The sequence below is a fragment of the Sphingomonas sp. C3-2 genome, from assembly GCF_033025475.1.
Classification (GTDB): domain Bacteria; phylum Pseudomonadota; class Alphaproteobacteria; order Sphingomonadales; family Sphingomonadaceae; genus Sphingobium_A.
In genome coordinates this window covers 16355-43307 of the sequence record NZ_CP130322.1, presented here as the reverse complement: position 1 = coordinate 43307, position 26953 = coordinate 16355, and the positions used below count along the sequence as shown (strand labels likewise).

The 26953-nt window shown below is 63.9% G+C and carries 29 protein-coding genes and 1 other RNA gene; 11 read left to right on the top strand and 19 right to left on the bottom strand.

Annotated elements, in window-relative coordinates; translation table 11 throughout:
- The first annotated feature begins 1 nt into the window (after position 1).
- Genes QYC26_RS00215 through QYC26_RS00205 form a run of 3 tightly spaced genes read left to right on the top strand, consistent with a single transcriptional unit; the run spans position 2 to position 2814 of the window.
- The gene (locus QYC26_RS00215) at positions 2 to 1633 is read left to right on the top strand and encodes a nitrite/sulfite reductase (protein WP_317513404.1); all 1632 of its coding nucleotides are present in this window, start codon (positions 2 to 4) and stop codon (positions 1631 to 1633) included.
- A complete protein-coding gene (locus QYC26_RS00210) occupies positions 1626 to 2051 on the top strand; it encodes a DUF934 domain-containing protein (protein WP_317513403.1) in 426 nt (141 codons plus the stop codon). The genes QYC26_RS00215 and QYC26_RS00210 overlap by 8 nt, the downstream gene beginning before the upstream one ends.
- Positions 2044 to 2814, top strand: coding sequence for a phosphoadenylyl-sulfate reductase (locus tag QYC26_RS00205; protein ID WP_317513402.1), 771 nt, complete (start codon positions 2044 to 2046; stop codon positions 2812 to 2814). Before QYC26_RS00210 ends, QYC26_RS00205 begins: the two co-directional genes overlap by 8 nt.
- 67 nt (positions 2815 to 2881) lie before the next feature.
- On the opposite strand, the gene QYC26_RS00200 is transcribed toward QYC26_RS00205, so the two are convergent.
- The 5 genes from QYC26_RS00200 to QYC26_RS00180 form a co-directional block, all read right to left on the bottom strand.
- Positions 2882 to 3274: a DoxX family protein gene (locus QYC26_RS00200; RefSeq protein WP_317513401.1), complete on the bottom strand. Its 393-nt coding sequence runs from the start codon at positions 3272 to 3274 to the stop codon at positions 2882 to 2884.
- Positions 3275 to 3354: 80 nt separating this feature from the next.
- Positions 3355 to 3909, bottom strand: a complete 555-nt coding sequence (gene dcd, locus QYC26_RS00195; RefSeq protein WP_317513400.1) for a dCTP deaminase — start codon at positions 3907 to 3909, stop codon at positions 3355 to 3357.
- 40 nt (positions 3910 to 3949) lie between these two features.
- Positions 3950 to 4396 (bottom strand): cytidine deaminase, encoded by a 447-nt coding sequence (locus QYC26_RS00190; RefSeq protein ID WP_317513399.1) that lies wholly within the window; start codon positions 4394 to 4396, stop codon positions 3950 to 3952.
- Entirely contained in the window at positions 4393 to 5085 is a 693-nt protein-coding gene (locus tag QYC26_RS00185; protein WP_317513398.1) for a GH25 family lysozyme, read from the bottom strand. The genes QYC26_RS00190 and QYC26_RS00185 overlap by 4 nt, the downstream gene beginning before the upstream one ends.
- Before the next feature lie 11 nt (positions 5086 to 5096).
- Positions 5097 to 5579: a UPF0262 family protein gene (locus QYC26_RS00180; RefSeq protein ID WP_317513397.1), complete on the bottom strand. Its 483-nt coding sequence runs from the start codon at positions 5577 to 5579 to the stop codon at positions 5097 to 5099.
- Positions 5580 to 5738: 159 nt separating this feature from the next.
- Between QYC26_RS00180 and QYC26_RS00175 the strand changes: the two genes are divergently transcribed.
- Positions 5739 to 7250: a replicative DNA helicase gene (locus QYC26_RS00175; protein WP_317513396.1), complete on the top strand. Its 1512-nt coding sequence runs from the start codon at positions 5739 to 5741 to the stop codon at positions 7248 to 7250.
- Positions 7251 to 7359: 109 nt separating this feature from the next.
- Entirely contained in the window at positions 7360 to 8016 is a 657-nt protein-coding gene (gene mtgA, locus QYC26_RS00170) for a monofunctional biosynthetic peptidoglycan transglycosylase (protein ID WP_411197638.1), read from the top strand.
- A gap of 3 nt (positions 8017 to 8019) precedes the next feature.
- Here the strand turns inward: mtgA and QYC26_RS00165 are convergent, their stop codons facing one another.
- From QYC26_RS00165 to QYC26_RS00135, 7 genes are all read right to left on the bottom strand, one after another.
- A complete protein-coding gene (locus QYC26_RS00165) occupies positions 8020 to 8958 on the bottom strand; it encodes an endonuclease/exonuclease/phosphatase family protein (RefSeq protein ID WP_317513394.1) in 939 nt (312 codons plus the stop codon).
- 124 nt (positions 8959 to 9082) lie between these two features.
- Positions 9083 to 9406, bottom strand: a complete 324-nt coding sequence (locus tag QYC26_RS00160) for a YbaB/EbfC family nucleoid-associated protein (protein ID WP_317513393.1) — start codon at positions 9404 to 9406, stop codon at positions 9083 to 9085.
- Positions 9407 to 9443: 37 nt separating this feature from the next.
- A complete protein-coding gene (locus QYC26_RS00155) occupies positions 9444 to 11210 on the bottom strand; it encodes a DNA polymerase III subunit gamma/tau (protein ID WP_317513392.1) in 1767 nt (588 codons plus the stop codon).
- 128 nt (positions 11211 to 11338) lie between these two features.
- An RNA gene (gene ffs / locus QYC26_RS00150) (signal recognition particle sRNA small type) lies at positions 11339 to 11436 on the bottom strand.
- A 29-nt stretch (positions 11437 to 11465) separates the two neighbouring features.
- On the bottom strand, positions 11466 to 11801 hold the full coding sequence (locus QYC26_RS00145) for a 2Fe-2S iron-sulfur cluster-binding protein (RefSeq protein WP_317513391.1): 336 nt from the start codon (positions 11799 to 11801) through the stop codon (positions 11466 to 11468).
- Positions 11802 to 11803: 2 nt separating this feature from the next.
- On the bottom strand, positions 11804 to 12925 hold the full coding sequence (locus QYC26_RS00140; protein WP_317513390.1) for a cysteine desulfurase family protein: 1122 nt from the start codon (positions 12923 to 12925) through the stop codon (positions 11804 to 11806).
- On the bottom strand, positions 12922 to 14004 hold the full coding sequence (locus QYC26_RS00135; RefSeq protein ID WP_317513389.1) for a cysteine desulfurase family protein: 1083 nt from the start codon (positions 14002 to 14004) through the stop codon (positions 12922 to 12924). Before QYC26_RS00135 ends, QYC26_RS00140 begins: the two co-directional genes overlap by 4 nt.
- Positions 14005 to 14123: 119 nt before the next feature.
- Here QYC26_RS00135 and QYC26_RS00130 point away from each other — a divergent pair, with 119 nt between their 5' ends.
- Entirely contained in the window at positions 14124 to 14780 is a 657-nt protein-coding gene (locus QYC26_RS00130; RefSeq protein ID WP_317513388.1) for an alpha/beta hydrolase, read from the top strand.
- 60 nt (positions 14781 to 14840) lie between these two features.
- Here QYC26_RS00130 and QYC26_RS00125 read toward each other — a convergent pair whose 3' ends face one another.
- Positions 14841 to 15032: a hypothetical protein gene (locus QYC26_RS00125; protein ID WP_317513387.1), complete on the bottom strand. Its 192-nt coding sequence runs from the start codon at positions 15030 to 15032 to the stop codon at positions 14841 to 14843.
- Complete coding sequence (locus QYC26_RS00120; protein WP_317513386.1) at positions 15032 to 15994, bottom strand: threonine/serine dehydratase; 963 nt, start codon at positions 15992 to 15994, stop codon at positions 15032 to 15034. The genes QYC26_RS00125 and QYC26_RS00120 overlap by 1 nt, the downstream gene beginning before the upstream one ends.
- Before the next feature lie 84 nt (positions 15995 to 16078).
- On the opposite strand from QYC26_RS00120, the gene QYC26_RS00115 reads away from it, so the two are divergent.
- From QYC26_RS00115 to QYC26_RS00095, 5 genes are all read left to right on the top strand, one after another.
- The gene (locus QYC26_RS00115) at positions 16079 to 17284 is read left to right on the top strand and encodes a saccharopine dehydrogenase family protein (RefSeq protein WP_317513385.1); all 1206 of its coding nucleotides are present in this window, start codon (positions 16079 to 16081) and stop codon (positions 17282 to 17284) included.
- A 116-nt stretch (positions 17285 to 17400) separates the two neighbouring features.
- Entirely contained in the window at positions 17401 to 18573 is a 1173-nt protein-coding gene (locus tag QYC26_RS00110) for a carboxynorspermidine decarboxylase (protein WP_317513384.1), read from the top strand.
- Positions 18574 to 18755: 182 nt separating this feature from the next.
- Positions 18756 to 19958 (top strand): type III PLP-dependent enzyme, encoded by a 1203-nt coding sequence (locus QYC26_RS00105; protein ID WP_317513383.1) that lies wholly within the window; start codon positions 18756 to 18758, stop codon positions 19956 to 19958.
- Positions 19959 to 20033: 75 nt separating this feature from the next.
- Positions 20034 to 20459, top strand: coding sequence for an MAPEG family protein (locus QYC26_RS00100; RefSeq protein WP_317513382.1), 426 nt, complete (start codon positions 20034 to 20036; stop codon positions 20457 to 20459).
- A gap of 12 nt (positions 20460 to 20471) precedes the next feature.
- On the top strand, positions 20472 to 20897 hold the full coding sequence (locus QYC26_RS00095; RefSeq protein ID WP_317513381.1) for an MAPEG family protein: 426 nt from the start codon (positions 20472 to 20474) through the stop codon (positions 20895 to 20897).
- A gap of 36 nt (positions 20898 to 20933) precedes the next feature.
- On the opposite strand, the gene QYC26_RS00090 is transcribed toward QYC26_RS00095, so the two are convergent.
- From QYC26_RS00090 to QYC26_RS00070, 5 genes are read right to left on the bottom strand one after another with little or no spacing between them, the layout of a single operon-like run.
- Complete coding sequence (locus tag QYC26_RS00090; RefSeq protein ID WP_317513380.1) at positions 20934 to 22136, bottom strand: class I SAM-dependent RNA methyltransferase; 1203 nt, start codon at positions 22134 to 22136, stop codon at positions 20934 to 20936.
- Complete coding sequence (locus QYC26_RS00085; RefSeq protein ID WP_317513379.1) at positions 22133 to 23521, bottom strand: NAD(P)H-hydrate dehydratase; 1389 nt, start codon at positions 23519 to 23521, stop codon at positions 22133 to 22135. Before QYC26_RS00085 ends, QYC26_RS00090 begins: the two co-directional genes overlap by 4 nt.
- 40 nt (positions 23522 to 23561) lie before the next feature.
- Positions 23562 to 25280: a dihydroxy-acid dehydratase gene (ilvD, locus tag QYC26_RS00080; RefSeq protein ID WP_317513378.1), complete on the bottom strand. Its 1719-nt coding sequence runs from the start codon at positions 25278 to 25280 to the stop codon at positions 23562 to 23564.
- 30 nt (positions 25281 to 25310) lie between these two features.
- Complete coding sequence (locus QYC26_RS00075) at positions 25311 to 26054, bottom strand: N-formylglutamate amidohydrolase (RefSeq protein WP_317513377.1); 744 nt, start codon at positions 26052 to 26054, stop codon at positions 25311 to 25313.
- Positions 26055 to 26107: 53 nt separating this feature from the next.
- Positions 26108 to 26944, bottom strand: coding sequence for a 4-(cytidine 5'-diphospho)-2-C-methyl-D-erythritol kinase (locus QYC26_RS00070; protein WP_317513376.1), 837 nt, complete (start codon positions 26942 to 26944; stop codon positions 26108 to 26110).
- Positions 26945 to 26953: the final 9 nt, after the last annotated feature.

Sequence of the window (26953 nt, the reverse complement as noted above, 5' to 3'; positions counted from 1 at the left end):
CATGTATCAATATGACCAATATGACCAGTCGATCGTCGATGCCCGCGTCGAGGAGTTTCGCGACCAGGTGAAGCGTCGCCTGTCGGGCGCGATGAGCGAGGACCAGTTCAAGCCGCTGCGGCTGATGAACGGGCTCTATCTGCAGCTGCACGCCTATATGCTGCGCGTCGCGGTGCCCTATGGCACGATGAACAGCCGCCAGATGCACATGCTGGCGCATATCGCGCGCAAATACGACCGCGGATATGGCCATTTCACGACGCGCCAGAACCTCCAGTACAACTGGATTAAGCTGGACGAAGCACCTGATATTCTTGCTGAATTGGCGACGGTTGAGATGCACGCCATCCAGACCAGCGGCAACTGCATCCGCAATATCAGTTCCGACCAATATGCCGGCGCCGCAGCGGACGAAGTGGCGGATCCGCGCCCCTGGGCCGAGCTTCTGCGCCAATGGTCGACCTTTCACCCCGAATTCAGCTACCTGCCCCGCAAGTTCAAGATCGCGGTGATCGCGGCCCCCGAGGACCGGGCGGCGATGCGGCTGCACGACATCGGCATCGAGCTGGTGACGAAGGACGGCGTGCTTGGCGGACGCGTGTTTGCGGGCGGCGGCATGGGCCGTACCCCGATGATCGCGCCCGAAATCAAGGACTTCATCGAGGCCGACGAGCTGCTCGCCTATCTCGAGGCCTGCCTGCGCGTGTACAATCGCTATGGCCGCCGCGACAACATGTACAAGGCGCGCATCAAGATCCTGATCCACGAGATCGGCGTCGAGGAATATAAGCGCCAGGTGGAGGAAGAATTCGCCCATGTGCGGACGCTGGGCATCACCCCGCCGGCGGCCGAGCTGGAACGGATCCGCGCGTTTTTCGCAAGCCCCGCGTTCGAAGCCGGACTGAGCGACGAGATCGACCTGTCCGACCCCGATTTCCGCCTGTGGGTGGACCAGCAGGTGATTGCGCACAAGCAGCCCGGCTATGCCATCGCCAATATCAGCCTGAAGCCGGTCGACGGCATTCCGGGGGACGCGACGGCCGACCAGATCGACGTGATCGCGGACCTTGCCGAGCGCTACAGCTTTGACGAACTGCGCGTGACGCATGCCCAAAACATCGTGCTGCCGCATGTGAAAAAGGCCGATCTCTACGTCGTCTGGCAGGCGCTGGCCGAAGCCGATCTGGCGACGCCCAATCTCGACCTGATCAGCGATATCATCGCCTGCCCGGGGCTTGATTATTGCAGCCTGGCCAATGCCCGTTCGATCCCCGTGGCGCAGAAGATCGCCAAGCGCTTTGCCGATCTCGATCGTCAGCGCGACCTGGGCGAGCTGAAGCTGAAGATTTCGGGCTGCATCAACGCGTGCGGCCATCACCATGCCGGCCATATCGGCATTTTGGGCGTCGACCGCAAAGGCACCGAAAACTACCAGCTGCTGCTGGGCGGCTCGGGCGCCGAGGATGTGAGCCTGGGCAAGATCACCGGCCCCGGTTTCGACGAGGACGGCGTGGTCGATGCGATCGAGAAGGTGACCGACGTCTACAAGGCGCTGCGCCAGCAGGACGAGCGCTTCGTAGACACCTATCGCCGCGTCGGCATGGAGCCTTTCAAGGAAGCGATTTATGGTTGATGCGATTTCCTTCCGCGACGATGCCCCGCATGAAGAACCGGCGGTAACGCTCGACGCGTTTCTGGGCCAGTCGAACGCGACCGCCGTCCGGATCGAGCCGGGCGAGGATGTGCGCGCGCTGCTCCCCTTTCTCGACCGGCTTGCGCTGATTGAGGTGAGCTTTCCGGCCTTTCGCGACGGCCGCGGCTATTCGGCCGCGCGCATCCTGCGCGAGGCCGGCTATGTGGGCGAGCTGCGCGCCGAAGGCGATGTTCTGGTGGACCAGATTTCGCATATGCGCCGCTGCGGGTTCGACAGCTTCGCGCCGCGCCACCCGCTTGACCCGGCGGTGGTGAAGACTGAGCTTGAACGCTACGAGACGGTTTACCAGACCGCGGTCGACCCGGCCGTTCCGGCTTGGAAAAGGCGTCATGGCTAAAGCATTGCGACAGGCCGACATCATCGACGCGCGCCCGCGCTTTCGCCAGGAAGATGCGATCGCACTGAACAACCGTTTTCGGGGTATCGACACGGTTGAGATGCTGCGCACGCTGTTCGAGGAAGGCGTTCTGGGCCGGGTTGCGGTGGTGTCGTCCTTCGGTGCCGAGTCTGCGGTGCTGCTGCACCTGATCGCCTCGATCGACCGGGATACGCCCGTGCTGTTCGGCGACACGCTGAAGATGTTTCCCGAAACGCTGAGCTACCGCGACGCGCTGGTGGCTCATCTCGGCCTGACCAATGTGATCACCTATCGTCCCGATCCGGAGACGCTTGCGGCAAAGGACGACAACGAACTTCGCTGGTCGTACGACCCCGATGGCTGCTGTGAGATCCGCAAGGTAATTCCCCTGGAAAAACAGCTGACTGGGTATGATAGCTCAATTTCCGGGCGAAAGGGCTTCCAGTCCGCCACGCGCTCCGGCCTGCCCCGGTTCGAACTGGATGGTGACCGCCTGAAGGTCAATCCGCTCGCCAGCTGGACCAAGGAAGATCTGGACGCCTATTTCGAGGCAAACGACCTTCCGCGCCATCCACTGGAAGCCGAGGGCTACCCCTCGATCGGGTGCCAGCCCTGCACCAGCAAGGTGCGGCCCGGCGAAGATCCGCGTGCCGGCCGGTGGCGCGGGTGGGACAAGGTGGAATGCGGCATCCATACGTCGATCGTCGACCCCGACGATCCGGCCAATCAGCCGGTATTCTGACGCACAGGGCCGCTAGAGGCCGGGCGGTTGGGCGGAAACGCCCGCGCCCGGTGCTCAGGCGGAGCTATCAATCCTCTTCGGTCCAGACGGCTTCGATGCTGTAGTGATTGTGCGGGTAGGCGTAGAGCATCAGAAATCCGCCGGTCATCGCCAGATTCTTGAAGAAATTGATCTGCTGCATCGGGTCGGCAAACCCGGTGTGGAACAGAAACGCCGTTACGAACGAGAAGAACGCCAGCGCCAGCGCGGCCCATTTGGTCTGAAAGCCAATGAGGACGAACAGGCCGACGATGAGTTCGAAGAAGGCGGAAGGCCATGCCAGGATCGTCGGCAGGCCGGAGCTGGCGATATAGGCGGCGGTACCGCCGATATCGGCAACCTTGCCCCACCCGCTCCAGATGAAGATGGCGGAGAGCAGGACACGGGCGAGCAGAACGATCAATCCATTGAACGTAGTCATCACACACACCCTCCCTTGTTAGGGACGGCTACAGGGTGCGCCTGTTGGAACGAGACGTCAACGAATGCTTGGCGGAAATACTACAGACGAGGCAGCGTAACCCCCCGTTGCCCCATATATTTTCCGGCGCGATCGGCATAGCTGACCTCGCATGGTTCATTGCCCTTGAGGAACAGGAACTGGCAGGCGCCCTCATTGGCGTAGATCTTCGCCGGAAGCGGCGTCGTGTTCGAAAATTCGAGCGTGACATGCCCTTCCCAGCCCGGTTCGAGCGGGGTGACGTTCACGATGATTCCGCAGCGCGCATAGGTGGATTTGCCGAGGCAGATCACCAGCACGTCGCGCGGCACGCGGAAATATTCGACCGTGCGCGCGAGCGCGAACGAATTGGGCGGGATGATGCAGACGTCGGTCTTGCGATCGACGAAGCTGTTCGACGCGAAATCCTTGGGATCGACGACCGCCGAGTCGACATTGGTGAAGATCTTGAACTCGTCGGCGACGCGGGCGTCATAGCCATAAGAGGACAGGCCATAGCTGATGCAACCGTCGCGCCGCTGGTTTTCGACGAACGGCTCGATCATGCCGTCGGCCATCGCACGTTCGCGAATCCACTTGTCGCTCAGGATTGCCATTTATCTGTCCCCTCTTGATGCGATGCCCGTAATCGAATTTTCAGCCTATGCCCAGATCGGCGGGGCCGAATGCGTGGGGCAGAAGATCGGATAGCCGGAAGCTTTCCTCGACCGAGGCATCGGCCGAGGCGCAGTGCACCGTGATGTCGTGCCCGCCGATCTGCGCGGCCTCGTTCAGGATCTGGCGGCAGCGGCCACAGGGGCGCACGGGCTGATCGCCCGAAAGCGCGCCGCCCGCGCCGATCATGCCGCCGATCACGCCCACTTCAACCACGCGGCGCAACTTGCCTTCGCTGTTCGCCTTGGCGAGTGCGACGGTCTCGGCGCAGAGCGAAAGGCCGTAGCTGGCATTTTCAAAATTGGTGCCGGTCACGATCTCGCCATCGTCGAGCAACAGCGCGGCGCCGACCGCGAAATTCGAATAGGGCGCATGCGCATGCGCCGCCGCCGCGCGGGCCGCGGAAAAGAGCTTCTGCCTGTCTGTCATTGATGCACTACATTCCAGTCAACGGGGCCTTCGACGCCGTCGATACGATGTAAATCGGATGCGCGCCACATCACCCAGGGCTGTTTTTCGGCATCGGGCGCCAAAAAGTTGCGCGCGCGCCACATCGTCCGCGGGGCGATGCCGGTAATGTCATATTCGTCCTGAAAATCGTCGGAGACGCGGAGGACCGCGGGGCGCCCGCTATGCGCCTCGATCATGTCGATGAGCGTCTGCGCGGCGCGCTGGAGCTGCGCCTTCTCGGGGCGTGCGCCGCAGTTTTCCTGAAAATCGAAGATGATGGCAGGCGGAAGCGCCGCTTCCTCGCGCGGAACGGTGGCGATGAAGGCCGTCGCCTGCTCGGCCGCCGGACGGCACAGGCTGAACTGATGATAGGCGCCGCGCCGCAGACCCGCGCTGCTCGCCTCCGCCCAGTGGCTGGTGAAGCTTTCATCCCGGCCGGTCAGCCCATCGGTTGCGCGCAAATAGGCGAAATCGGCCCCTGCCCCCTTGACCGTGGGCCAGTGGACCAGGCCCTGTTCGGACGAGATATCGACCCCCTGGATGGGATAAAGTTGCGTCGATGGTCGCCACTGGCGCGCATAGCCATAGGCGCCGACCGCACCCACCGCGCACAGCACCACGGCTCCGCCCAACCGCAAAAGCAGTCCCTTAACCGTCCGCTTGGCCATGTCCCCCGAATTTACCCCTTAATGTGCAAGACGCAGATCAGCGTGAAAAGCCGCCGCGCCGTATCGAAATCGACGTCGATCTTCCCCTCGAGCCGCTCCATGAGGAGCGACGCGGCGTCGTTGTGGATCGCGCGGCGCGCCATGTCCACCGTTTCGATCTGCTGCGGCGTGGCTTGGCGGATCGCCTGGAAATAGCTGTCACAGATCGCGAAATAATCCTTGATCGGCCGGCGGAACCGCCCAAGCCCGAGGATGATGGTGCCGATCGGCTCGCGATCCGAATTGCTGATATCGATCGCAAGCCGCCCCTCCTCCACGCGCAACTGGATGGCATAGGGACCGGCATGCCCCTCGGCCTGCGCGCGTTGCGGGGCGAAGAAGTTATTTTCGAGAATGTCGAAGATCGCGATCCGGCGTTCCTGCTCGACATCGGCATTGCGCCAGATGATCGTCGCCTGGTCCAGCTCGATAGCGATGATGCGCGGATCCGACATTTCTTGCGCTGTATCCGGGTTATCGCTTTGCCTCAACCTCTTGCCGCGACGGGGGATGCACAGCCACCGCGACACACCAGATATGCACAATTCATCCACATTTTATCCACAGCCTTGTTCCCCTTGAGCCCTGCGCCCGGGTGCGCGAAAAGCAGCCCCATGTCTGACATGCTTCGACTCATTCCCGCCCAGGACGGCACCGCGCCCGAACTGCCCCAGAATATCGAGGCGGAAGCCGCGCTTTTGGGCGCGATGATGATCGACAACCGCGTTGCAGAAGACGCGATGCAGAAGCTGCGCGCCGAGCATTTCTTCGAGCCGGTGCACGGCCGTATCTATGACGCGATCCTCAAACTCGTCACCAAGAACATGGTGGCGAACCCGGTGACGCTACGCCCGATGTTCGAAACTGACGAGGCGATGAAGGCGCTGGGCGGCCCCGCCTATCTGGCGCGGCTGACGGGCAGCAGCGCCTCGCTGATCGGCGCGCGCGACTTTGCCGAGCAGATTTACGAGCTTGCGATGCTCCGCGCGCTGATCGGCGTCGGCCGCGAGCTGGTCGACAAGGCGATGGACACCAGCGACGAGGTAAATCCCCGCAAGCAGATCGAGGAGGCCGAAGTCGCGCTGTACCGCGTGGCCGAAGAAGGCGGCGAGACGGGGTCGGTCAAATCCTTCCTCCAGGCGAGCCGTACGGCGATCGAGATGGCCGAAAAGGCGCTGAACGCCGGCGGCGGCCTGTCCGGCGTCACGACCGGGCTCGAAAACGTCAATTCGCGCATCGGTGGTCTGCACCATTCCGACCTTATCATCCTTGCCGGCCGCCCCGGTATGGGCAAGACCTCGCTTGCCACCAACATCGCGTTCAACGCGGCGAAACGCTACCAGCGCGACATGGAAGACGGCATCGACCCGAAAAAGTCGGTGGGTGCCAAGGTCGCGTTCTTCAGCCTCGAAATGGCGGCCGACCAGCTGGCGACGCGTATCCTGTCCGAGCAATCGGGGATCAGCGGCGAAAATCTGCGTATGGGTAAGATCAGCCAGCAGGATTTCCGCAATCTGGCGCGCGCATCGGGCGAGCTGGAAAATCTGCCGCTGTTCATCGACGACACGCCCGGCCTCACCATTGCCGCGCTGCGTACTCGTGCGCGCCGCCTGAAGCGACGCCATGACATCGGCTTCATCATCATCGACTATCTTCAGCTGCTTCAGGGCTCGGGCAAGTCGAGCGACGGTAACCGCGTGCAGGAAATCTCGGAAATCAGCCGTGGCCTCAAGACGCTGGCCAAGGAACTGAACCTGCCGGTGATCGCGCTGTCGCAGCTGAGCCGCGCGGTGGAATCGCGCGACGACAAGCGCCCGCAGCTGTCCGACCTTCGCGAATCGGGATCGATCGAACAGGACGCCGACATGGTCTGGTTCGTGTACCGCGAGGATTATTATCACTCGTTCAAGAAACCGGCCGAACCCAGTGCGGAATCGACCGCCGAGGAAGTCGACAAATATAACGCCTGGCTGCAGGAAGACTTCAAGATCAGCGGCCTGGCGCAGCTGATCATCGCCAAGCAACGTCACGGTGCCACCGGCACGGTGCGCCTGCGCTTCGACAGCAAGGTTACGCGGTTCAGCGATTATATCGACGAAAACCGGATGCCCGAGCAATATCAGTAAATTCGCCGCGGGCGGCCGCCGCATTGGGGTGACGCAGGCCCAAAGGCTTTGCTAACAGCCGGATATGGCCAAGGCAAAACCGCGCACGCTTCCCTCACGCATTTTCTGGATGATAACCCGTATCGTCCTGTATTTCATCGGCATTTCCCTGCTTTGGGTGACGATCTATAAATTCGTGCCGCCACCGGTGACCGCGACGATGATCGGCGACCTTGTGGCGGGCAACGGCATTCGCAAGGACTGGATGCCGCTTTCCGAAATCGACCGCGACATGGCGCGCGCGGTGATCGCCGGCGAAGACGGCAAATTCTGTTCGCACCGGGGATTTGACCAGGAAGCGATTGCCAAGGCGATCCGGCACAATGCCAAGGGCGGGCGCATTCGCGGCGGATCGACGATCAGCCAGCAGACCGCGAAGAACGCCTTTTTGTGGCAGGGCGGCGGCTTTGTCCGCAAAGGGCTGGAGGTCTGGTTCACCGTCCTGATCGAGCTGATCTGGGGCAAGAAGCGGATCATGGAGGTGTATCTGAACATCGCCGAGACGGGCATCGGCACCTACGGCGTCAATGCCGGGGCGCAGCGCTATTTCGGCAAGGATGCGAGCAATCTTTCGCCGACCGAGGCCGCGCGGATCGCGGCAGTGCTGCCGCTGCCCAAGAAGCGCGAGGCGATTGCCCCGAGCGGCTTTACAAGGCGCCACGGCAACCGACTTGCAGCGTGGATCGGAACGGTCAAGCGCGACCGGCTCGACAGTTGTCTCGATTGACGATCAGCCGCCGCAATCGGGCACGTACGGTGCGGCAGTTTTCGGCCAACTGAGCCGATAGACGACGCGGTAGGCATCGTGATCCGACAGCCTGCCGCCCTTTTCGGGGCCATCGAACCAGGCCTCGACGCGGATGGGTTCGACCTGAACCGCCGCGCCGTCGCTGTAGAGTTGCAGATCCTGCGTATCCATCCACGGGGCATCGCCGTCCCACGACATGCGGACGTCGCAGCGTTCGGGGAAGGCCCCGCATTCGCGGTGGACGAGCTTCATCGCCACCTTGCGTTCGAAATGATCGAAGCGAAGCTGCTCGTGGCGCATGTTGAAATCGCCGCCGAAGATGAGCGGCGCGGACAGATCGCTGTTCATCCCGATAAAGGCCTGCAGTTCGTTGGTCTGGGCGAGATGGACGGCGTTGTAACGGCGGCTGGGCACGCGCGAGGCGCGCTGCGAGTTCATATGCGTTGTCAGCAATTCGACCGGCGCGGGCACGCCGGGGATGTGCAGGCGCGCGAGCACCATGCCCTTGTTGGACAGGCAATCGATGCCCGCACAGCTTTTGCGCGCAAAGGCCGAAACAAAGCTGTCGGTCACCGGATATTCGCTGACGATCGCAAGCCCCGAGCCAAGAAATTTCAGACCGACCTCCCCCTTGCCCCAGACGCGTGCGCCGGGCCGCCTGGTGCCACCGCGCGGCACCGTCGACCGGGCGCGATGGCCGGGCCCGGGAACGATCGTGGGATAGCCGGTTGCCTCGACCATGCGGGTTGCTGGCCGGGCAAAGGCTTCCTGAAACAGGATGACGTCGGGGGCTTTGCCCCGGTGGCGCAAATCGCGGATATGTTCGCCGATTGCCTTGAGGGAGGCGGACCGGCCGCTGCGCGCGGGCCAGGGCAATCCCTCGACATTAAAGGTCATGACGTCGAGCAGGCGGGACGCCATCGCCGTTTCTTCAGGGGCGCTGGCAGCGGTGGGGACAGTTGCATCGCAGCCCGCGCTTCGCGCGGTTGGCAACGAGGCGCACCCCGTTGCCAACATCAAGCCCGAAGCCAGCAGCCAGCGCAAATCAGAACGGCAGCTTGAAGCCCGGGGGCAGCGGAAGGCCGCTGGTCATCTTGCTCATCTCGGCGCTCGATGCCGCATCGGCCTTGCCGCGCGCATCGTTGATGGCGGCCGCGATCAGGTCTTCAAGCATCTGCTTTTCCGATGGAGCGAGCAGGCTGTCGTCGATATTGATGCCAACGATCCGGCCCTTGGCCGTGGCGGTCACCTTCACCAGCCCGCCGCCCGACACGCCTTCAACCTCGATCGTGTCGAGATTGGCCTGCGCCTTTTCAAGTTCATCCTGAACATTTTTTGCCATGTTCAGGATTTCATCAAGACTTTTCATGATACTATACCCTGCACTTAAAAAATTTTATCAACCATCACCCCTGCGCGGCCTGCTTATATTCAAGCAGTTCGGCATCGGGAAACTCTTTCAAGACCGCCTGTACCAGCGGCGTTGCCATGATCGCGTCGCGCGCCGCGCGTTCGCGCATATGCTCCTGCTCCAGCAGCGTCGGCTCGGCCTCTTCATCGGGCGAGGCGACTTCCCATGTAACGCCGGTGATCGCTTTCAGTGCCACGGCAAGGTCGCGGTTGAACTCGCTCGCCATCGGCTTGGTCGGCCGGATCTTGAGATCGGGCGGCGCATAGCGGATCAGCCCGATATAGTCATGCAGTTGCTGCGCCATATGCGCGCGACCATTGTGCATGAGCATATCGATCATTTCGGCAAAGCTCGCCGGAAGGACAGGCGCGGGCGCTGCAGGCTCGGGGGCGGGCGCAGCCTGTTCGGGCGCGAAGGATGTCATGTCCTCCGGCGCGTCGAAATAGGCGGGTTCAGGGGCCATATCCTGTACCGGCGCAAAATCCTGCGCCGGGGGTGCAACCGGCGCGACGGGCTCGTGCGCCACCGCTGGCGCCGGTGCTGGCGCGGGCGCCGGAGCCGACGCAGCGGCGGCAGGCATGGGCATCGGGATGGGTTCGCCGCCCGCGATCTTGCGCGCGAGTTCGCCCGGATCGGGCAGCTGCGACGCATGGATCACCCGCAGGATCGCCATTTCGGCAGCCTCGATCGGCATCGAGGCGCGGACGACCTCGTCATGCCCCTTGAGCAGCAATTGCCAGAGCCGGTGCAGTGCGGCGAAGGAGAGCTTGGACGCCCAATCGGCCAGCGCCTCGCGCTCCTCGACCGAGAGCGCCGGATCTTCATTGCCGCCGACCTTCGCGAGCGTCGTCCCGTGCACGGTTTCAAGCAGCGCGCGCAGGATAGCCACGGGCTCGACGCCCAGATCATGCTGATCGCGCAGGCCCTTGAGCGTCGCCTGCGAATCGCCCGAAAGGATCTGCCCGAACAGCCGCCGCACCGCACCGCGATCCGACAGGCCAAGCATTTCGCGGACCTGTGCCGCCGTGACGCCATGCCCATCCATATCGGCATGGGCGATCGCCTGATCGAGGATCGAGAGTCCGTCGCGCGCGGAGCCTTCGGCCGCGCGGGCAACGAGGGCGAGCGCTTCGGGTTCGGCCTGAACGCCTTCCTTATCGACGACCATCGCGAAATGCGCGGCAAGCATATCCGCCGATATCCGCCGCAGATCAAAACGCTGGCAGCGCGACAGAACGGTGACGGGAACCTTGTTCACCTCGGTCGTCGCGAACAGGAACTTCACATGCGCAGGCGGTTCTTCGAGGGTCTTCAGCAACGCGTTGAACGCGTTCTTGCTGAGCATGTGGACCTCGTCGATGATATAGACCTTGTAACGCGCCGAAACGGCGGCGTAGCGCACAGCCTCGATAATCTCGCGGACATCGTCGACACCGGTGTGCGAGGCCGCGTCCATTTCGACCACGTCGATATGCCGCCCCTCGGCAATTGCGAGGCACGGCTCGCACACGCCGCACGGCGAAATCGTGGGGCCACCCTGCCCGTCCGGACCGATGCAGTTGAGCGCCTTGGCGATGAGCCGCGCGGTCGACGTCTTGCCCACGCCGCGGACGCCGGTGAGCAGAAACGCATGGGCGAGCCGGCCACGCTTGATCGCGTTGCCAAGCGTCGTCACCATCGCATCCTGCCCGATCAGCTCGGAAAAGTTCTGCGGCCGGTATTTGCGCGCAAGTACGCGGTAAGGCTGGTTGGATTCGGACATGCTCGCACCCTAGAGCGGTTTCCCATGACGGGGAACCATTGCTGTTTCGTCGCGCCCGCTTTTCCTGTGCCCGATCAACCCGATCGGGCGCGGCGCGCATGATCGCCCCGCCGGCCTGCTCACATGTGGAAGGTGGGAGCCGGAACGACCCGCAACGATATCGTTACGGCTGCTTCCTTCCGGACCTGACCGGGTTGGCGACTGTTACGTCCGCCCGACTCCCGGAGCGGCATATGGGCGAAAGTTTTACGTAAATCAACGCCCCTGCATATTATGTGCCTCACCGGGGATACGAACCGTGAGTTTATCGAGCTTTTCGTCGATCCAGATCTGGCACGAAAGCCGGCTCGTCCGCGTCGCACCGGCGGCAAGATCGAGCATATCCTCCTCCATTTCGGAGGCCGGGGGCAGCTTGGCGAAATCTTCGGCGTCAACGATGACATGGCAGGTCGAGCAGGCCATCTGGCCTTCGCACGTCCCCTCGAGCGGTTGCCCGTCATTCTGCGCCAGCGACAGAAGATTGTCGCCGGGCCGGCCCTCGACTTGCCTGACCGACTGACCATCCGCACTGATGAATTTGATGGTCGTCATGTTCACATCACCCCCTGGCGCCGCGCGCCTTCCTCGATCAACTCAAGCGCCGTGCGCAGTTCCCCTTCGGTCGTGTAGCGACCAAAGCCAAGCCTGATGCTCGACCGCGCCTCCGCATCGGACAGCCCAAGTGCGCTCAGCACATGGCTGGGCCGTCCCGAACCGCTGGCACAGGCCGAGCCCGCCGAAAAGGCGACGCCGCGGACTTCGGAAATGAGCCGTGCGGCATCAAGGCCCTTCACGCGAACATTCAGATTTCCGGCGTAACGATCATATATTGATCCATTAATTGACCAATCTGAAAGATAGTCGAGCGCCATGGCAGACAAGGTCGCGACATGCGCGGCATCCTGTTCACGCCGCTCGGCGAGCAGCACGGCGGCGGCGCCGAAACCGACGCAGAGCGCTGGGGACAGCGTGCCCGAGCGGATACCGCCCTCCTGCCCCCCGCCATGAAGCAGGGGTTCGAGCGTGACCCCATCCCGCACCCAGAGCGCACCGATCCCCTTGGGGCCATAAACCTTGTGCGCCGAGAGCGCGATGAGATCGCACGCATCGATCGGCAGCGAGACGCGGCCAAAGCCCTGCACCGCATCGCAGAAAAACAGTGCGCCATTTTTTCGGGCGATCGTGGCAATCTGCGCGACGGGCTGGATGACGCCGATTTCATTATTGACCAGCATCACCGCGACCAAGGCGGTGCGCGCATCAATAACCCTTTCGGCCATGTCGAGCGAGACAAGACCATCGGGCCCGACCGGAAGCAGCTCGCATTCGAAACCGTTGCGCCCCAGCCACAGCGCGGTATCGCGCACACAGGCATGTTCGGTAACGATGGTGACCACCTTGCGCCGCGCGGGATGGGCCGCGCGCAACGCGCCCTGAATGGCCATATTTGCGGCCTCGGTGGCACCGCCCGTGAAGAGCAGGCGTCCGCCTGTGCCCCCCAATACGCCCGTGATCCGATCGCGCGCCAGTTCGACGACGGCGGAAGCCTCGCGCCCAAGGCGATGGGGAGAATGCGGGTTGGCGAATTTCGCATCGAGCCAGGGCCGCATCGCGGCCGCCGCCTCGGGGGCGAGCGGCGTGGTGGCCTGATAATCGAGATAGATGACGGGTTTCATGCCGTGCGGGTCTTCGCCTCCCGTGCAAGGCGCTGCCATTGCTCGACAAAGCGGTAAACGCCAGCGCGCGTGGTATCGGGCCCGAAGGAGACCCGGACGACCTCGGTCGCCTCCCGCTCGCTCCAGCCCATCGCCATCAGCACATGGCTGGTCTTGAGCGTGCCCGAGGAACAGGCCGCGCCCGCCGAGACCGAGATGCCCGCCATGTCGAACTGGATCAGCTGCGCCGACGACGCCATGCCGGGCATGCGATAGGTGGCGATGGTGGGAATGCGCGGGCTGCGCTTTGCCGCAATGACGCCGCCGGCCGCCTCGACCGCGCCGTCGAGATGCGCGCGCAGATCCTCGGCGCGCTTCACCCAGGCATTGGAGGCTTCGAGCGCGGCGGCAAAGCCCAGGACCGCCGGGAGATTTTCGGTGCCGCCGCGATAGCCCTTTTCCTGCCCGCCATCGGGCGCGATATCGGCGAGGTTGCGAATGAGCAGCGCGCCGATGCCCGGCGGGCCGCCCAGCTTGTGCGCGGAGATCGATATGAGATCGGCCTCCAGCGGCAAAGGCTGCTTGCCCGCGGACTGCGAACAATCGGCAAAGAAAATGCCGCCCGCGCCGTGCACGATCGGGATCAGATCAGCCAGCGGCTGCATGACGCCGGTTTCGTTGTTGACCGACTGGATCGCGACAAGCGGCCGCTGCGCCCCCAGCGCGCCAAGGCGGCCGGTGAGAGCCTCCGCCGAAACCGTGCCATCGGGCTGAACAGGAAGAAAGTAGGCGCCGGGTACGGTGCGGTGCACCGCATCATGCTCGACCGCCGAGACAAAGCATGCGTCGACGCCCGCGGCACGGCGCAGCGCGATGGCGATCGCCTCGGTCGCGCCGCTGGTGAAAATCAGCTCATGCTCCCAGCCCAGCGCCTTTTTGATGCGTGCGCGCGCATCCTCAAGTGCGGCGCGCGCGGCGCGCCCCTCGGCATGGGGAGAGGATGGATTGGCCCAGCGTTCCAGCCCTTCCATCATCGCCTGACGCGCGGCGGGGATCACCGGCGTTGTCGCCGCGTGGTCCAGATAAAGTCGGTCAGACACCCTTAGTCATCCGATCTGATTGCGAAACCCTAGCCAATTTCTATATAGGCTGGCACGTCGATGCACAGCCCCATGTCGCCATGAAGCTGCGCCAAACTCAAATTCTATCTGAAGGTGCCATGCCTGAAGTCATCATTCCCGGCCCCGAAGGCCGCCTTGAAGGGCGTTTCAGCCCGCCGCCCCGCCCCCGCGCACCTGTCGCGATGATCCTTCATCCGCATCCGCAGGGCGGAGGCACGATGAACGACCGGATCACGCAGGCGCTCTACAAGACGTTCCAGCGTCGCGGCTTTGCCACGCTGCGCTTCAACTTCCGCGGCGTCGGCAAGTCGCAGGGCACGTTCGACAACGGCGTCGGCGAGCTTTCGGACGCGGCGGCCGCGCTCGACTGGGTGCAGAGTTTTCACCCCGAAGCGCAGACCACCTGGATCGCCGGGTTCAGCTTTGGCGCGTGGATCGGCATGCAGCTGCTGATGCGCCGCCCCGAGATCAAGGGCTTCATCTCGATCGCCCCGCCGGCGAACATGTATGATTTCACCTTCCTCGCGCCCTGCCCGTCCTCGGGCATCATCATCCAGGGCACGGGCGATGAAGTCGTGACGCCGAGCGCGGTGCAGAAGCTGGTCGACAAGCTGCGCACGCAAAAGCACATCACGATCCATCATGACGAGATCCCCAAGGCGAACCATTTCTTCGAGCATGAAATGGTGGACCTGATGAAATCGGTCGACAATTATCTCGACATGCGGCTCGATCCGAACTCGCCGATCCGCTGATTTCGATCTTCGCGCAAAAAATGATGACTCCGCCGCAAGCCATTGCGGCGGGGTTATTTTTTAAACCGTCCAGATCGCCACATTGATAACGAAGACGACCGCGCAAACGAGCATCAGTACCGCCTTTTGACGGTTCTCCCCGCGCATCAGCATCCGGCTTCCGGCAAGCGCGAGGAGGAAGGCCGCGATCATCAGCAACGCCGGCCCCGCATGCGCCGCAAACCCCGCAGCCGCGCCCAACATCCCCTCCATCAATCCGCCCCCTTTGCGATAATGCGCGCATAGGCCTGCGCATCGATATTGCCGCCCGACAGCACGAGCACCGTGCCGTCGCCAAGCGGGATCTTTGCCGCAAGTGCCGCCGCGAGCGCAACCGCGCCGCCGGGTTCGAGCACGATTCGAAATTGATCGAAGGCGAAACGGATCGCGGTTTCGACCTCGGCTTCCGAAACCGCGACGCCGCGTGCGCCCCGCGCCTTCAGCACATCGAAGGTAATTGGTGCGACCTGCCGCGTCTGAAGCGCGTCACAGGCGGTGTGGGGCGCATCCGGGCCGACGGGAACGATCTGGCCGGCGGCGAGCGAGCGCGCCATATCGTCCCAACCCTCAGGCTCCACCACGATGATCTCGGCATCGGGGCACGCCAGCGCGATGCCGGCCGCGAGGCCACCGCCGCCGCAAGGGATGATGATGCGCGCAGGCCCGGGATGCCCACGCTCGGCAAGCTGGGCGGCGATTTCGACGCCGGTACTGCCCTGCCCCTCCACCACCCAGGGATCGTCGAAACTGGGTACGAGCACGGCGCCGCGCTCCGTTGCGATGCGCGCGGCAATCTCTTCCCGGCTTTCAAGGTGCCGATCATAGGTGACGATTTCCGCGCCAAGCGCGCGGGTGGCGGCCAGTTTCTTTGCCGGCGCATCAGCGGGCATCACGATGAGCGCGGGCATGCCGAGGCGCTGCGCCGCCCAGGCAATGCCCTGGGCATGGTTCCCGGACGAAAAGGCGACGACGCCGGCGGCGCGGTCCGACGGTGCGAGCGCGCTCAGCCGGTGCCATGCGCCGCGCAGCTTGAACGCGCCGATGGGTTGCAGCGCCTCTGCCTTGCACCACAGTGCGTGGCCGTTCAATTGCAGCGAAATCAGGGGTGTCGGCGGTACGATCGCGGCGATTTTGCCGGCTGCCTCCATGACGCCATCGCGCGTTGCCCCCCGCATTTTGCCTTCCTTTCGTACAAAGATTTTGCCCTGTAACATTGCATCCCTATATAGCGCCCAACTTTTCCTTTCATGGAGACAGAATTGAGCAAGGTCCTTGTCATTGGTGCCGGCGGCGTCGGCTCGGTCGCGGTTCACAAAATGGCGATGAACAGCGATATTTTCTCGCACATCACATTGGCGAGCCGCCGCAAGTTCAAGTGCGATGCGATCGCCGATTCGGTGAAGGCACGTACCGGCGTCACCATCGACACCGCCGAAGTCGACGCGGATGATATCGATGCAACCGCCGCGCTGATCGCGAAGGTGCAGCCCGCACTCGTCGTCAACCTCGCGCTGCCCTACCAGGATCTGACGATCATGGAGGCGTGCCTCAAGACCGGCGTGAACTATCTCGACACGGCCAATTACGAGCCGCGCGACGAAGCCAAGTTCGAATATAGCTGGCAATGGGCGTATCATGAGCGCTTCAAGGAAGCGGGCCTGATGGCGCTGCTCGGTTCGGGTTTCGACCCGGGCGTGACGAGCGTGTTCGCAAGCCATCTGAAGAAGCATCACCTCGACCGCATCGACACGCTCGACATTCTCGACTGCAATGGCGGCGATCATGGCCAGCATTTCGCGACCAACTTCAACCCGGAAATCAACATCCGCGAAGTGACCGCGCCCGCGCGTCACTATGAGAACGGCCAGTGGGTGGAAACGCCCGCGCTGTCGACCAAGCAGGTGTTCGATTTCGACCAGGTCGGCGAAAAGAACATGTACCTCATGTATCATGAGGAGCTGGAATCGCTTGCGACGCACTATCCCGAAATCAAGCGCATCCGTTTCTGGATGACCTTTGGCGACCAGTATCTGAAGCACCTCGAAGTGCTCCAGAATGTCGGCATGACCCGGATCGATCCGGTGATCTATGAAGGCAAGGAAATCATTCCGCTGCAGTTCCTGAAGGCCGTTCTGCCCGAACCGGCAAGCCTGGGCGTGACCACCAAGGGCAAGACGAACATCGGCGACATCGCGACCGGCGAGAAGGACGGCAAGCCCAAGACCGTCTATATCTACAACGTCTGCGACCACGAAGAAGCCTATGCAGAAACCGGCAACCAGGCGGTGAGCTACACCACCGGCGTTCCGGCAATGATCGGCGCGGCGATGGTGCTGACCGGCGCCTGGAAGGGCGAAGGCGTGTTCAACATGGAACAGTTCGATCCCGATCCGTTCATGGACATGCTGAACAAGCACGGCCTGCCCTGGCAGGTTGTCGAACTCGACAAGCCGCTGGATTTCTGATCCCGCAGCCCGACCAGCCCGGATATCCGGGCCGATGAACAATATTTCCCGCGGGGCGGCGGTTCGGCATGGCCGGGCCGACGTTTCCCGCGGGATCGTCGTTAAAGAGAGACCTGATGGAAACCAGAGCCGGTGATCCGGGGGCATTTGCCCATTTCAACCTGAAGCGCGTTCCTTCCCCCTGTTTCGTCGTCGACGAGGCGGCGATCCGCCGCAATCTGGCGACGCTGAAGGATATCGGCGACCGATCGGGCGCGAAGGTGCTGCTCGCGCTCAAGGCCTTTTCCATGTGGTCGCTCGGCGATGTCGTCGGCGAATATCTCGACGGGGTCTGCGCCTCCGGCCTGTGGGAAGCGCAGCTTGGCCGCGACCATTATCACGGCATCGTCGAAACCTATTGCGCGGGATACAAGGCCGCGGACCTGCCCGAGATCTTCCGGCTTTCGGACACGGTGGTCTTCAACTCCCCGATGCAGCACCGTCGTTTTGCCGCCGAGATCGCGGCCGCGCGCGCCGCCGGCGAGCAGTTCGACCTCGGGCTGCGGCTCAACCCCGAGCACAGCGAAGGCGAAGTGCCCAAATATGATCCGTGCCAGCCCGGCTCACGCCTTGGCTTTCCGGTATCGCAGCTGCGCCCCGAGGATATGGAGGACATTTCCGGCCTCCATTTCCACACGCTGTGCGAACAGGATTTCGAGCCGCTGCGCCGGACCTGGGAAGCGCTTGAGCCGCAGATCGCGCCCTATTTCGGCCAGCTGAAATGGTTGAATTTCGGGGGCGGGCATCATGTGACGCGTTCAGACTATCAGCGTGACGAACTGGTGGCCTTTCTGAAGGACATTCGCGAACGCACCGGGCTTACGGTCTATATCGAACCGGGCGAGGCCGTAGCGCTCGACGCGGGCATTCTGGTGGGCGAGATCCTCGACACGTTCGAGAATGCCATGCCGATCGGCATCACGGACATTTCGGCCACCTGCCACATGCCCGACGTGATCGAGGCGCCGTATCGCCCTGCAATGCTCTCAGAGGCCCCTGAGGGCGTCACGATGCGCCTGGGCGGCCCTTCGTGCCTCGCAGGGGATGTGATCGGCGACTACGGCTTTGCAGCGGCCCCGCAGGTGGGCGACCGGATCGCCTTTCTCGATCAGGCGCATTACTCGATGGTAAAGACGAACACCTTCAACGGCGTTCCGCTTCCGTCGATCGCGCTGTGGAACAGCGAAACCGACTCACTGAGGCTTATCAAGCAGTTCGGCTATGCCGATTTCCGCGATCGGCTGTCCTGACATTATCGCGGATTAGCCCCGTTTTGCCGCAGGAAACGTAGCATTCCTGCGGCAAAAGGAACGAATGTTATAAACGCTCTTTACACCCAGCCCCCCCCACCATATATCGCGCCTCCGCTGCCCCATGGGACTTCCACCGCAAGGCAGCTTCGTTTGGAACTACCCACTGGAGGTCCCTTGAGTTGCACAAGCACCATAGCGCGCTGGGGCTAGCTGCCCTCCGTCCGGTACAGCCGGTTACGCTCGTTCGTCCGCACGCAGCCCGTCGTGCAGCCCGCTTCTTCGTCGAGAAGTTTCCGGGCCGTGCGCTTTATGCGGTAAAGGCGAACCCATCCCCCGATCTGATCCAGATCCTCTGGGACAGCGGAATCACGCATTACGACGTCGCTTCAATTGCAGAAGTGCGCCTGGTTGCGTCGACGCTGCCCGAAGCCGTGCTGTGCTTCATGCACCCGGTAAAGGCCGAGGAAGCGATCGAGGAAGCTTATTTCACGCACGGCGTGCGCACCTTCTCGCTCGACTCGATGGACGAGCTGAAGAAGATCCAGCGCGCGACGCGCAATGCCGAAGACCTGACGCTGGCAGTGCGCCTGCGCGTGTCGTCGGACCACTCGAAGCTCAGCCTGGCGTCGAAATTCGGTGCGGAACCGTCGGAAGTAACGGAGCTGCTGTTCGCCGCACGTCAGGCCGCCGACACGCTGGGCATCTGCTTCCATGTGGGCAGCCAGGCGATGACGCCGCAGGCCTATGTCGAGGCGATGGAGCGCGTGCGCCAGGCGATCGTGCAGGCGGCGGTTACCGTCGATCTGGTCGATGTCGGTGGCGGTTTCCCGTCGATCTATCCGGGCATGGAGCCGCCGGCGCTGGAAAGCTATTTCCAGGCGATCCACGCGGCCTTCGAAAGCCTGCCGATCAGCTATTCGGCTGAACTGTGGTGCGAACCCGGCCGCGCGCTGTGCGCCGAATATGCGAGCCTGCTGGTGCGCGTCGAGCGTCGCCGCGGCGATGAGCTGTACATCAACGACGGTGCCTACGGCGCCCTGTTCGATGCAGCGCATGTCGGCTGGCGCTTCCCGGTGCAGCTGGTGCGCGAAGAAGAGAGCGAAACGCGCGAAATGGCGTTCAGCTTTTACGGCCCCACCTGCGACGATCTCGACCATATGGCGGGCCCGTTCATGCTGCCCGCCGATGTCACCGTGGGTGATTATATCGAGGTCGGCATGCTGGGCGCTTATGGCTGCGCGATGCGCACCGCGTTCAACGGCTTTGGCGCCACCGAGACGGTGATCGTCGAGGATGAGCCGATGGCCAGCACCTATCTGACCGAGGAAGCGGATGCGCCGCGGCGTTCGGGCAGCGTGGTTTCGCTCAATCGCGTGAGCTGACCGCCAATCCGTTTCATTTGACGACCGAAACAAGTTGAGACACCCTCTCCCGCCATAACGGGAGGGGGTGTTTTCATGACTCTGCAGATATTGACGCCAGCGGCCGTGCTGGTGATCTGGTCGCTCGTGATGCTCGTCTGGATGGGCGCCACGCGCCTCCCCGCGCTGAAGCGCATGGGCATCGATCTGTCCAAGGCGGTGGGCGGACGCGGCGCCGATCTTGAAGGCGTATTGCCGGCCGATGTGAACTGGAAGGCGCATAATTATGCGCATCTGATGGAACAGCCGACGATCTTTTACGCGACGGTCGTGATCCTCGCAGTCGCCGGCGCGGCGACACCGCAGAGCGTTGCGCTGGCCTGGGCCTATGTCGGCTTGCGCGTCGTGCACAGCGTGGTTCAGGTGACGGTGAACCGCATCTCGATCCGCTTTCCACTGTTCGCGCTGTCGTCGATCATTCTCCTGATCCTCGCCATTTCCGCGCTACTCGCGACGCTTTGAGGGAGAATGGCGATGACGCCCCAGACAGCGATATTACAGCCGGTGGTGGCCCTGATCCTCTGGTCGATGATCATATGGGCGTGGATGTATGCCACCCGCCTGCCCGCGATGCGCCGCGCGGGTGTGGCGCTTGATCCCGACAAACCGCCGCGCGAGCTGACCGCCGGATTGCCCGCCACCGTCCGCTGGAAGGCGGATAATTACAACCATCTGATGGAGCAACCGACGCTCTTCTATGCGGTGGCGCTGACGCTGGCGCTGCTTGGTGCCGGAAGCGGGCTCAATGCCATGATTGCCTGGGGCTATGTGGCCTTGCGCATCGTGCACAGCCTTGTGCAGGTGCTGGGCAACCGGATCGCGTTGCGCTTTGGCGTCTTCATGCTGGCGTCGTTCTGCCTGATCGCGCTGGCGATCCGCGCGGCGATGATCGTCTTTTGAGGAAACCGGCCCGCGCAATGGCGGGCCGGGATAATCTCAGCGCGAAAAGGCCGCCGCCAGTTCGACATGGGTGGACCAGCGGAACTGGCCCACGGGACGGACCCAATCGAGCCGGTAGCCGCCGTCGACCAGCGTCTTCGCATCGCGCGCGAAGGTGGCCGGATTGCAGGAAATATAGGCGATGCGCGGCGCGGTGGAGGCGGCGAGCGCGGCGATCTGCGCTTCGGCGCCCGCCCGGGGCGGATCGAGGATGATCGCGCCGAAGCGGTTGAGCTCGGCGGTCGTCAGCGGGCGGCGATAGAGATCGCGGTGCTCGACAAAGACCTGGCGCATCGCGCGGCCCGACGCCGATTTGAGCGAGGCGGCGGCATCGCGCGACGCCTCTGCGGCATAGACCTTGCGGCTGCCTTGCGCGACGGCGAGCGCGAAGGTGCCGAGACCGGAGAACAGATCGGCTGCGGTGGGCGCGTCCCCGATCGCTTCCAGCACGGCAGCGACGAGCACGGTTTCGCCATCGGCCGTCGCCTGCAGGAAGGCGTTGTGCGGGAGCGGCACGGGAATGCCGCCCAGCGTGACGGTCACGGGTTCGGGTTCCCAGCGCGTCTGGGGGCCAAAGCCGTCATCGATCGAAAGCCGGGCGAGCCGATGCTTTTCGGCAAAGCGCGACAGCCCCTCGGCCGCTTCGAGGCCATTGGCCTCGATATTTTCCAGCAGAAGATCGATGCCCTGATCGGCGAGCGTCATGCGGACGCCGACGGCGCGTTTTTCCTGCAGCATCGGCCCGATCATCGCCCGCAGCGGCGGAATGAGCGCCTGCAACGCGGGATCGAGCGTCGCGCAATCCTTCAAGTCGACGATGCGGTGCGATTGCCCGGCATTGAAGCCGAACAGGATCTTGCGGCCGCGCCGCTCGGCACGAAAGCTCGCGCGGCGGCGGCTTCTGGCGGGCGAGACGTGCGCCGGGCGGAATTCGGGCAAGTCCACCTTTTGCGCCGCGAGCGCGTTGCGCACCCGATCGATCACGAAGTCGGTGAAGCTCGGTTCGTCGAGATGCTGGAGCTGGCAACCGCCGCATTCGGGATAATGCGGGCAGGCCGGTTCGGCGTGATGCGGACCGGGCACGAGGCTGCCATCGGGAAGGACGTGATCCCCCGGCGCGGCAAGCGGAACATGGCGCCCATCGGCGGTAACGCCGTCGCCGCGCGCGGCGATGCGGATGATTTCGGAATTTTCAGTCACAGGCACGGGGCAATAGCGCGCGCGAGGTTGGATGCAAGGTCATCTGCGATAAAGGCTGGCCCGGAAAGGCGCGCAGCCTCTGCATGGAGCCATAGCCCGGCCTCGGCAGCAGCCAGTGGCGCCAGCCCGCGCGCGAGCATCGCGGCGGTAATCCCGGCCAGAACATCGCCCGTTCCTGCGGTGGACAGCCATGAGGATGCAGGCGGTGCGACCGTCACCTGCCCATCCGGCGCGGCGGCCACGGTGTCGGCGCCCTTGTGCACGATCACCGCATTGGCGCGCGCGGCCGCCACGAGGGTACGGTCGATCTTGCCCCCCTGCCCGTCACCAAAGAGCGCGGTGAACTCACCGCCATGCGGGGTGAGGATGGCGGGGGCGGTTCGCCGCGCCAGCGTCTTGAGGCCAACGCCCTTCAGGAGGTGGAGCGCATCGGCGTCGATCACCAAAGGCCGGTCGGTGGCTAGGGCCAAAGCGAGCAGACGCCGCGCGGCATTTGACCGGCCAAGCCCCGGCCCAATGAGGAGCGCGCCGATGCGGGCATCCGCCAGATCGCTTTCCAGCGCCTCAACGGGATGGGAAACGATGGCGTCAGCCTGTACTGACGCGCCGTAAAGCCGGACATAGCCCGCCCCTGCCCGCGCTGACGCCATGGCGGCAAGCCGCGCCGCGCCGGGCATATCGCCCGCCACCACGGCCACGAGCCCGCGGCTATATTTGTGATCGAGCGGGCCCGGCGCCTTCAGGCGCGGCTGTGCGAGTTCAGTCCAGCGGCTTTCGATCGCGATGCCGATATCGCCGATGATGACCGCGCCGCAATGCGCCGCAGCCGGTTGCAGACGGTGCGCGGGCTTCAGCGCGCCGAGCGCGATCGTCATGTCGAAATGCGGCAAGGGCGCGAGCAGCGCGCCACTATCCGCGTCCATGCCGCTCGGCACGTCGACTGCGAGGCTGAAATGCGCGGCCGCGACACACCGGGCCAGCGGATCCGCAATCGTGCCGTCGAGCGGACGCGTGAGGCCGGTGCCGAACAGCGCGTCGACGAGAACCGCGCCGGGCGCGACTGTGGCGAGCGGCTCGACCGGACCGGTCCATGTCTGGCGCGCGCGGATCGACACTTCGGTGCGCGGATCGGCGCTGGCCGCCACGCGGACAGGAACGCCGCGTTCGGAGAGATAGCGCGCCGCGACATAACCGTCGCCGCCATTGTTTCCGGGGCCGCACAGGATGAGCACCGGGCGGCCGCCGCCAAAACGCCATGCCGCCTCGGCAACCGCATGGCCCGCGCGGTCCATCAGCGTATCGACGCTGGTGCCATCGGCCATGGCGTGTTCTTCGGCGGCGCGCATGGCCGCAGCGGTAAGAATGGGGCGATAATATCCGGTCATGAGACCGGTTTATTCAATGCCTTGGCCCCAAGTGCAACGATCAGATGTCAGCATAGACATGCGTTTCGGCACGCGCGCCGGGATGGGTGACGGCGCCGTAGCGTGCCGGGCCGACATTGCGTGCAAACCGCCAGATCGCGCCCGAATTATAATCGGTCCGGCGCGGTACCCAGTTCTTGCAGCGCGCCTCCAGAACCGCGTCGGAAACAGCGAGATCGATGGTCCCTGCTTCGGCGTCGATCGCGATGATATCGCCATCCTCGACCAGCGCGATCGGCCCGCCGTCCGCCGCTTCGGGGCCGACATGGCCGATGCAGAACCCCCGCGTCGCGCCCGAGAAGCGGCCATCGGTGATGAGCGCGACCTTTTCGCCCATGCCCTGCCCGTAAAGCGCGGCGGTGGTGGCGAGCATCTCGCGCATGCCCGGGCCGCCCTTTGGCCCTTCATAGCGGATGACGATCACCGCCCCCTCGGCAATATCGCGCGCCTCGACGGCGGCGAAACAATCCTCCTCGCAATCGAAGACGCGCGCGGGGCCGGAAAAGGACAGCCGGTGCATCCCCGCGATCTTCACGATCGCCCCGTCGGGCGCGAGCGTTCCGCGCAAGCCCACCACGCCCCCGGTGGGCGAGATCGGCATCTTGGCGTCGAAGATCACTTTCTGATCGGGGTTCCAGGTGACCTCGTCGATATTCTCGCCAAGCGTGGCTCCGGTGACGGTGCGGCAATCCCCATGCAGCAAGCCCTCGGCCAGCAGCGTCTTCATCACCATGTAGACGCCGCCTGCATCATGGAGATCGCGCGCGACATATTGCCCGCCGGGTTTAAGGTCCGCGATATAGGGGGTCGACCGGAAAAGCTCGGCCACGTCGAACAGATCGAATGCGAAGCCCGCTTCATTCGCCATCGCAGGAAGATGGAGCGCGGCGTTCGTCGATCCGCCCGTAGCGGCCACAACCCGTGCAGCATTTTCAAAGGCTTGTGGCGTACATATGTCACGCGGCCTGAGGTTTTTCGCCAGCAGTTCCATCACCTGACGCCCGGCGCTGCGCGCAATATCGTCGCGGCTGCGATAGGGCGCCGGGGCCATGTTGCTGTGCGGCAGCGAAAGCCCGATCGCCTCGGCAACGCAGGCCATGGTGTTGGCGGTGAACTGCCCGCCACAGGCGCCGTGGCCGGGACAGGCGACCTTTTCGAGCGCGATCAGTTCCTCGAGCGGGCAATTGCCGGCCTCATGCCGGCCGACCGCCTCGAACACATCGACCACGGTGACGTCGCGCCCGTGGAAACTGCCGGGCAGGATCGAGCCGCCATAGACAAAGATCGATGGAACGTTGAGCCGGAGCATCGCCATCATCATCCCCGGCAGGGATTTGTCGCATCCGGCAAAGCCGACCAGCGCATCATAGCAATGGCCGCGCACCGACAATTCGATCGAATCGGCGATCACCTCGCGGCTGACGAGCGAGCTCTTCATCCCCTGATGGCCCATGGCAATGCCATCGGTAACGGTGATGGTGTTGAACCGACGCGGCGTTCCGCCGCCTTCTATCACGCCCTCGCGGCAGAAATCGGCCTGGGCGTTGAGCGTGGTGTTGCAGGGCGCGGAATCATTGCCGGCCGAGGCGACCGCGACAAAGGGCTTGGCGATGTCCTCGCCCGTCATCCCCATCGCGTAATAATAGCTACGATGCGGCGCGCGCTGGGCCCCGAGGGACACATGGCGACTGGGGAGTTTGGTCTTGTCGATCCGGTGCATGTCTCACCACGCCTTCTCCCCCGGTCGCGATTATGTCGGCAAACCGGCCTGGCGCGCAAGCCTCAGCCGGGTTTCGGCGATGACGGGGGCGATGATCTCTCCCCATTTCGCGACACCCGTTGGCGTGGAGATGAGATCCTGCCGCACCTCGAGCCCGAGATAGGCGATGCCGCCATCCTCGCCGTGGAGGTTCATCGTCGCGTTCAACACCTTGCCCGAATAGGGCAGATTGTCGCCGGTTTCGGCGCCCGCGGCGCTGAACATGGGGATCGCTTGGCGCGCGGCGCGGTCATCCTCATTATAGAGGACGCCGATCTGCCACGGGCGGGCCTGATCGGGATCGCTTTTGAGCGCCGGGGTGAAGCTGTGCAGCGAGACCAGCATTTCGGGCCGGTACTGCGCGATCAGTTTCTTCACCTCGCCGTGATAGGGATCCCAGAAGCGCGCGATACGACCGGTGCGGGCGTCCTCACCCAGCGTGGCATTGCCGGGGATGGCGTGGCCGTCGCTCTGCGTGGGGATCAGCCCCGGCGCATGTTTTTCGCGGTTGAGATCGATCACGAGGCGCGACACGGTGGCGAGCACCGCGGGGGCAGCCAAACGCTCGGCAATGTCATGGCACAGATCCCATGTGCCGATATCGACGGCCATGTGATCGCTCAAGATGCTATCCGATACGCCGAGATCAATATCTTCGGGAACATGGTTCGAGGCGTGATCGACGATGATGAGAATGCCCGATTCTGCGCGACCGGGAAGATGAAGCGGCAACATATCTGCTCTTTACGCGCTTGGCCCCGAATTGGCCATCCGCTGGGGCGCGCGGCCTATCGAAGCGCGCTTGCGCAGTACCAATAGCCAGGCCAGCGGGCACGGAGCGCGGAGGTGCCTTGTGCCATCGCGTTTACATCCTCGAACAGCGCAAAGCAGCTGGCGCCAGAGCCCGACATGCGCGCGAGCGTGACGCCGGGAAGCGTTCCAAGTGCCTCGACCAGCTCGCGAATTTGCGGGACCAGCGCGAAGGCGGGTGGCTCAAGATCGTTGCGCCCGGCCCGTGCGGCGGCGAGCGGATCGCCATGCGCAAGCGGACCGCGATCGACCTGATCCCAGCCCTTGAAAACAGGGCCGGTTGCCAGCGGAATGCGTGGGTTCACGAGCAGGATCGGGCGCCCGGAAAGCGCCGTTCCGTCGATGAAATCGAGTTCGTCCCCCCGCCCCTCACCACGCAGCGTGCGGCTTGCGAGGCAGGCGGGCACATCGGCGCCGAGCCCGGCGGCAATCTGCATCATCGCCGAATCGTTTCCGTCGACACCCCAGAGCCGCGCGAGCAGACGCATGGCGGCGGCGGCGTCCGCCGAGCCCCCGCCCAGCCCCGCCGCGACGGGCACGTTCTTTTCGAGCCAGATCCGCGCGCCGCGCGCAATGCCGAACCGGGCCTGCATTTCCCGCGCGGCGCGCAGCACCAGATTGTCGCCCTCGTCCGCCAACATCGGAGCAAATTCGCCCGAAATCTCGAGCGAGAGTGTGTCCGCTTCCTCCGCGCGCAGCCTGTCCCCATTGCGGGCGAAGACGAACAGGCTTTCGATCCGGTGATAGCCATCCGCGCCGCGGGCACGGACGTGAAGCGCCAGATTGATCTTGGCCCAGGCGGTTTCTTCAAGCATCGGCATGGC

What these genes read in the sequence shown, in the direction of transcription:
- QYC26_RS00155 (WP_317513392.1), bottom strand. Translation starts at nt 11,210, where the DNA reads ATGTCCGAATCCAACCAGCCTTACCGCGTACTTGCGCGCAAATACCGG.
- mtgA (WP_411197638.1), top strand. Translation starts at nt 7,360, where the DNA reads ATGATAACCCGTATCGTCCTGTATTTCATCGGCATTTCCCTGCTTTGG.
- QYC26_RS00215 (WP_317513404.1), top strand. Translation starts at nt 2, where the DNA reads ATGTATCAATATGACCAATATGACCAGTCGATCGTCGATGCCCGCGTC.
- ilvD (WP_317513378.1), bottom strand. Translation starts at nt 25,280, where the DNA reads ATGCACCGGATCGACAAGACCAAACTCCCCAGTCGCCATGTGTCCCTC.
- QYC26_RS00175 (WP_317513396.1), top strand. Translation starts at nt 5,739, where the DNA reads ATGTCTGACATGCTTCGACTCATTCCCGCCCAGGACGGCACCGCGCCC.
- dcd (WP_317513400.1), bottom strand. Translation starts at nt 3,909, where the DNA reads ATGGCAATCCTGAGCGACAAGTGGATTCGCGAACGTGCGATGGCCGAC.
- QYC26_RS00185 (WP_317513398.1), bottom strand. Translation starts at nt 5,085, where the DNA reads ATGGCCAAGCGGACGGTTAAGGGACTGCTTTTGCGGTTGGGCGGAGCC.
- QYC26_RS00130 (WP_317513388.1), top strand. Translation starts at nt 14,124, where the DNA reads ATGCCTGAAGTCATCATTCCCGGCCCCGAAGGCCGCCTTGAAGGGCGT.
- QYC26_RS00205 (WP_317513402.1), top strand. Translation starts at nt 2,044, where the DNA reads ATGGCTAAAGCATTGCGACAGGCCGACATCATCGACGCGCGCCCGCGC.
- QYC26_RS00125 (WP_317513387.1), bottom strand. Translation starts at nt 15,032, where the DNA reads ATGGAGGGGATGTTGGGCGCGGCTGCGGGGTTTGCGGCGCATGCGGGG.
- QYC26_RS00190 (WP_317513399.1), bottom strand. Translation starts at nt 4,396, where the DNA reads ATGACAGACAGGCAGAAGCTCTTTTCCGCGGCCCGCGCGGCGGCGGCG.
- QYC26_RS00120 (WP_317513386.1), bottom strand. Translation starts at nt 15,994, where the DNA reads ATGCGGGGGGCAACGCGCGATGGCGTCATGGAGGCAGCCGGCAAAATC.
- QYC26_RS00085 (WP_317513379.1), bottom strand. Translation starts at nt 23,521, where the DNA reads ATGACCGGATATTATCGCCCCATTCTTACCGCTGCGGCCATGCGCGCC.
- QYC26_RS00075 (WP_317513377.1), bottom strand. Translation starts at nt 26,054, where the DNA reads ATGTTGCCGCTTCATCTTCCCGGTCGCGCAGAATCGGGCATTCTCATC.
- QYC26_RS00165 (WP_317513394.1), bottom strand. Translation starts at nt 8,958, where the DNA reads ATGGCGTCCCGCCTGCTCGACGTCATGACCTTTAATGTCGAGGGATTG.
- QYC26_RS00070 (WP_317513376.1), bottom strand. Translation starts at nt 26,944, where the DNA reads ATGCTTGAAGAAACCGCCTGGGCCAAGATCAATCTGGCGCTTCACGTC.
- QYC26_RS00095 (WP_317513381.1), top strand. Translation starts at nt 20,472, where the DNA reads ATGACGCCCCAGACAGCGATATTACAGCCGGTGGTGGCCCTGATCCTC.
- QYC26_RS00140 (WP_317513390.1), bottom strand. Translation starts at nt 12,925, where the DNA reads ATGAAACCCGTCATCTATCTCGATTATCAGGCCACCACGCCGCTCGCC.
- QYC26_RS00180 (WP_317513397.1), bottom strand. Translation starts at nt 5,579, where the DNA reads ATGTCGGATCCGCGCATCATCGCTATCGAGCTGGACCAGGCGACGATC.
- QYC26_RS00100 (WP_317513382.1), top strand. Translation starts at nt 20,034, where the DNA reads ATGACTCTGCAGATATTGACGCCAGCGGCCGTGCTGGTGATCTGGTCG.
- QYC26_RS00110 (WP_317513384.1), top strand. Translation starts at nt 17,401, where the DNA reads ATGGAAACCAGAGCCGGTGATCCGGGGGCATTTGCCCATTTCAACCTG.
- QYC26_RS00200 (WP_317513401.1), bottom strand. Translation starts at nt 3,274, where the DNA reads ATGACTACGTTCAATGGATTGATCGTTCTGCTCGCCCGTGTCCTGCTC.
- QYC26_RS00210 (WP_317513403.1), top strand. Translation starts at nt 1,626, where the DNA reads ATGGTTGATGCGATTTCCTTCCGCGACGATGCCCCGCATGAAGAACCG.
- QYC26_RS00160 (WP_317513393.1), bottom strand. Translation starts at nt 9,406, where the DNA reads ATGAAAAGTCTTGATGAAATCCTGAACATGGCAAAAAATGTTCAGGAT.
- QYC26_RS00145 (WP_317513391.1), bottom strand. Translation starts at nt 11,801, where the DNA reads ATGACGACCATCAAATTCATCAGTGCGGATGGTCAGTCGGTCAGGCAA.